We start from the raw sequence: 2,495 nt of genomic DNA, 5'->3' as shown, positions 1-2,495 counted from the left end.
GCTGGGTCAGGCGGGGCTGGCGACCGGCCTCATTCGCGGCGGCGGCCACCTGGCGCCGCTGGATGCCGCGCGCGAGACCAACCGGGCGATTGCCGCCGCACTGGCCTGAGCCTGCCACTGTCGCAGGTTGACGCGCGGCGCGCGCCGGGGTGGACTGCGGCATGGGCAAGCTTTCTGGCATCCGCGTCATCGATCTCACGCAGTTCCTGCCCGGCCCGATGCTGACCGTGATGATGGCTGATCAGGGCGCCGAGGTGATCAAGGTAGAGCCTGCCGTCGGCGATCCGGCGCGCAGCCAGGGGCCGTTCGCGAATGGCGAGAGCATCTGGTTTGCCAATCTCAATCGCGGCAAGGCCAGCGTGGTGCTCGATCTGAAGAGCGAAGCCGGCACGTCGGCGCTAGCCGATCTGATCCGCGGTGCCGATGTGTTCGTGGAAGGCTTCCGCCCCGGCGTGATGGCGCGCCTGGGCTTTGACTGGGCGGCGGTGCAGGCGCTGAACCCGCGCATCGTTTATTGCTCGATTTCGGCCTTTGGCCAGACCGGCGCGCTCTCCCAGCACCCGGCGCACGACATGGCGGTGCAGGCGCTGGCCGGGTTTCTCAGCGTGAACGGCGCCCCGCCGGTGGTGCCCGGCGTGGCGGCGGCCGATGTGGCGGCCGGGCTGACCGGGCTTTCGGCGGTGCTGATGGCGCTGATCGGGCGCGAGAAGACGGGGCTGGGCGACCATATCGACATCGCCATGTTCGACAGCCTGTTGCCGTGGAGCGCGCATATCGCCGGCAGCGCGCTGGCCGGCGGACCGAGCCCGCGCACCGACAACCAGCGCTCGCTGGGCGGGGCGGGGTTCTACAATGTCTATGAATGCGCCGACGGCCGCCATGTCGTGCTGGGCGGGCGCGAGATCAAATTCGCCCGCGCGCTGCTGACGGCACTGGGGCGGCCTGATCTGATCGCGCTGGCTGAAGCCGAGGCTGGGGAAGCACAGGCCCCGTTGATCGCCTTCCTGCGCGAAACGTTCCTGACCCGCAGTCGCGATGCATGGGACGCTTTCATGGCCGGCCTCGATGTCGCCTATGCCCCGGTGCTGGATTTCGCCGAAGCCTTTGCCCAGCCCCACATCGCCGAACGCGGGCTGCTGAACGGCATCCACATCGCACCAGCGATCCGCTTTGCCGGAGAGACCTATGCGCCCGGCCCGGTACCCGCCCTGGAAGGAGACACGCCATGAGCCTGCGCCTTGAAAGCGATGGGCCGATCACGCGGCTGCTGATCGACCGCGCGGACAAGCGCAACGCCTTCACGCTGGCGATGTGGCAGGCGCTGCCGCACCTGCTGGCCGAGGCGGCGGCCTTGCCCGATCTGCGCCTGCTGCTGGTACAGGCGGCGCATCCGGGCGGGGCCTTCTGCGCGGGCGCTGATATCGCCGAACTGCTCGCCAACAAGGATGATGCCGAGTGGCTGGCCGCCAACCAGGCCGCGATCAACCGCGCCCAGCATGAATTGTCGCGCTTTCCACTGCCCACCATCGCCTATGTGGAGGGGGATGCCGTTGGCGGCGGCTGTGGGTTGGCACTGGCCTGCGATATCCGCATCGCGACGGCGTCGGCGCGCTTCGGCATCACGCCGGCGAAACTGGGCATCGTCTATCCGCTCCACGATGTGAGACTGCTGGTCGATCTGGTCGGGCCGGGGCAGGCCAAGCGCCTGCTGTTTTCCGGGGCACTGCTCGATGCCGACGAGGCGCACCGCATCGGCCTGGTGGAGCTGCTGGCCGGTGGGCCGTCGTGCATCAAGGATGCCATCGTCGCCGCATCCCGCCACTCGACGCGTGCCGCCAAGGGCTTCGTGCGCCGCGTGCTGGACGGGCAGACGCTGGACGACGCGGAGACGCTGGCCATCTTTGCGGCGGCGTTTGGGGGCGCGGATTTCGCCGAAGGCGCCGCCGCGTTCGTGGAGCGGCGCCCGCCGCAGTTCAGGGCCTGAAGATGCGCGCTGCCGTCTGTTCCAGGCTCTCGCCCGATCTGTCGGGGCTTGCCCTGCACGGCGACTGGCCGGAACCGCCGGCCCCTGGCCCCGGCGAGGTGCTGGTGGCGGTGAGCCATGCCAGCCTCAACTTCCCCGATTATCTGATGCTGCAAGGCGGATACCAGTACAAGCCGGAGCTGCCCTTCATCCCCGGCACCGAGGGCAGCGGCACGGTGATCGCAGCCGGTGCCGGCGCGGAAGACTGGGTGGGCAAGGCGGTGATGCTGGGCGCGCGCAGCGGCCTGATGGCGGAGCGCATCACGCTGCCAGCACGCGGGCTGCGGGCCGTGCCTGATGGGCTGAGCCTGGCCGAAGCCGCCGCCTTCACCGTCGGCGCGCTCACCGCCTGGGTCGGGCTGGTGGAGCGCGGCCGGCTGCAGCCTGGCGAGCGCGTGCTGGTGACAGGTGCTGGCGGCGGCATGGGCCGGGCGGCCGTGCAGCTGGCGGCGCACATGGGGGCGCACGTGGT

General features: G+C 70.2%; 3 protein-coding genes. All 3 read left to right on the top strand.

Translation table 11 applies throughout. The features are described 5' to 3' along the window. Positions 1-161: 161 nt before the first annotated feature. Entirely contained in the window at positions 162-1,229 is a 1,068-nt protein-coding gene (locus tag GJ693_RS15415) for a CaiB/BaiF CoA transferase family protein (protein WP_156257130.1), read from the top strand. Continuing rightward, positions 1,226-1,984, top strand: a complete 759-nt coding sequence (locus GJ693_RS15410; protein ID WP_156257129.1) for an enoyl-CoA hydratase/isomerase family protein — start codon at positions 1,226-1,228, stop codon at positions 1,982-1,984. Before GJ693_RS15415 ends, GJ693_RS15410 begins: the two co-directional genes overlap by 4 nt. Positions 1,985-1,986: 2 nt before the next feature. Beyond that, positions 1,987-2,495 (top strand): alcohol dehydrogenase catalytic domain-containing protein (locus GJ693_RS15405; RefSeq protein ID WP_156257128.1); only part of this gene is annotated, 509 nt, incomplete at its 3' end.

This window comes from Sandarakinorhabdus oryzae (genome assembly GCF_009733735.1).
Classification (GTDB): domain Bacteria; phylum Pseudomonadota; class Alphaproteobacteria; order Sphingomonadales; family Sphingomonadaceae; genus Sandarakinorhabdus; species Sandarakinorhabdus oryzae.
This window is presented reverse-complemented; position numbering and strand designations above follow the sequence as displayed.

Bases quoted from the DNA above. Each gene is read 5' to 3' on its own strand.
- GJ693_RS15415 (WP_156257130.1), top strand. From the start codon at position 162: ATGGGCAAGCTTTCTGGCATCCGCGTCATCGATCTCACGCAGTTCCTG.
- GJ693_RS15410 (WP_156257129.1), top strand. From the start codon at position 1,226: ATGAGCCTGCGCCTTGAAAGCGATGGGCCGATCACGCGGCTGCTGATC.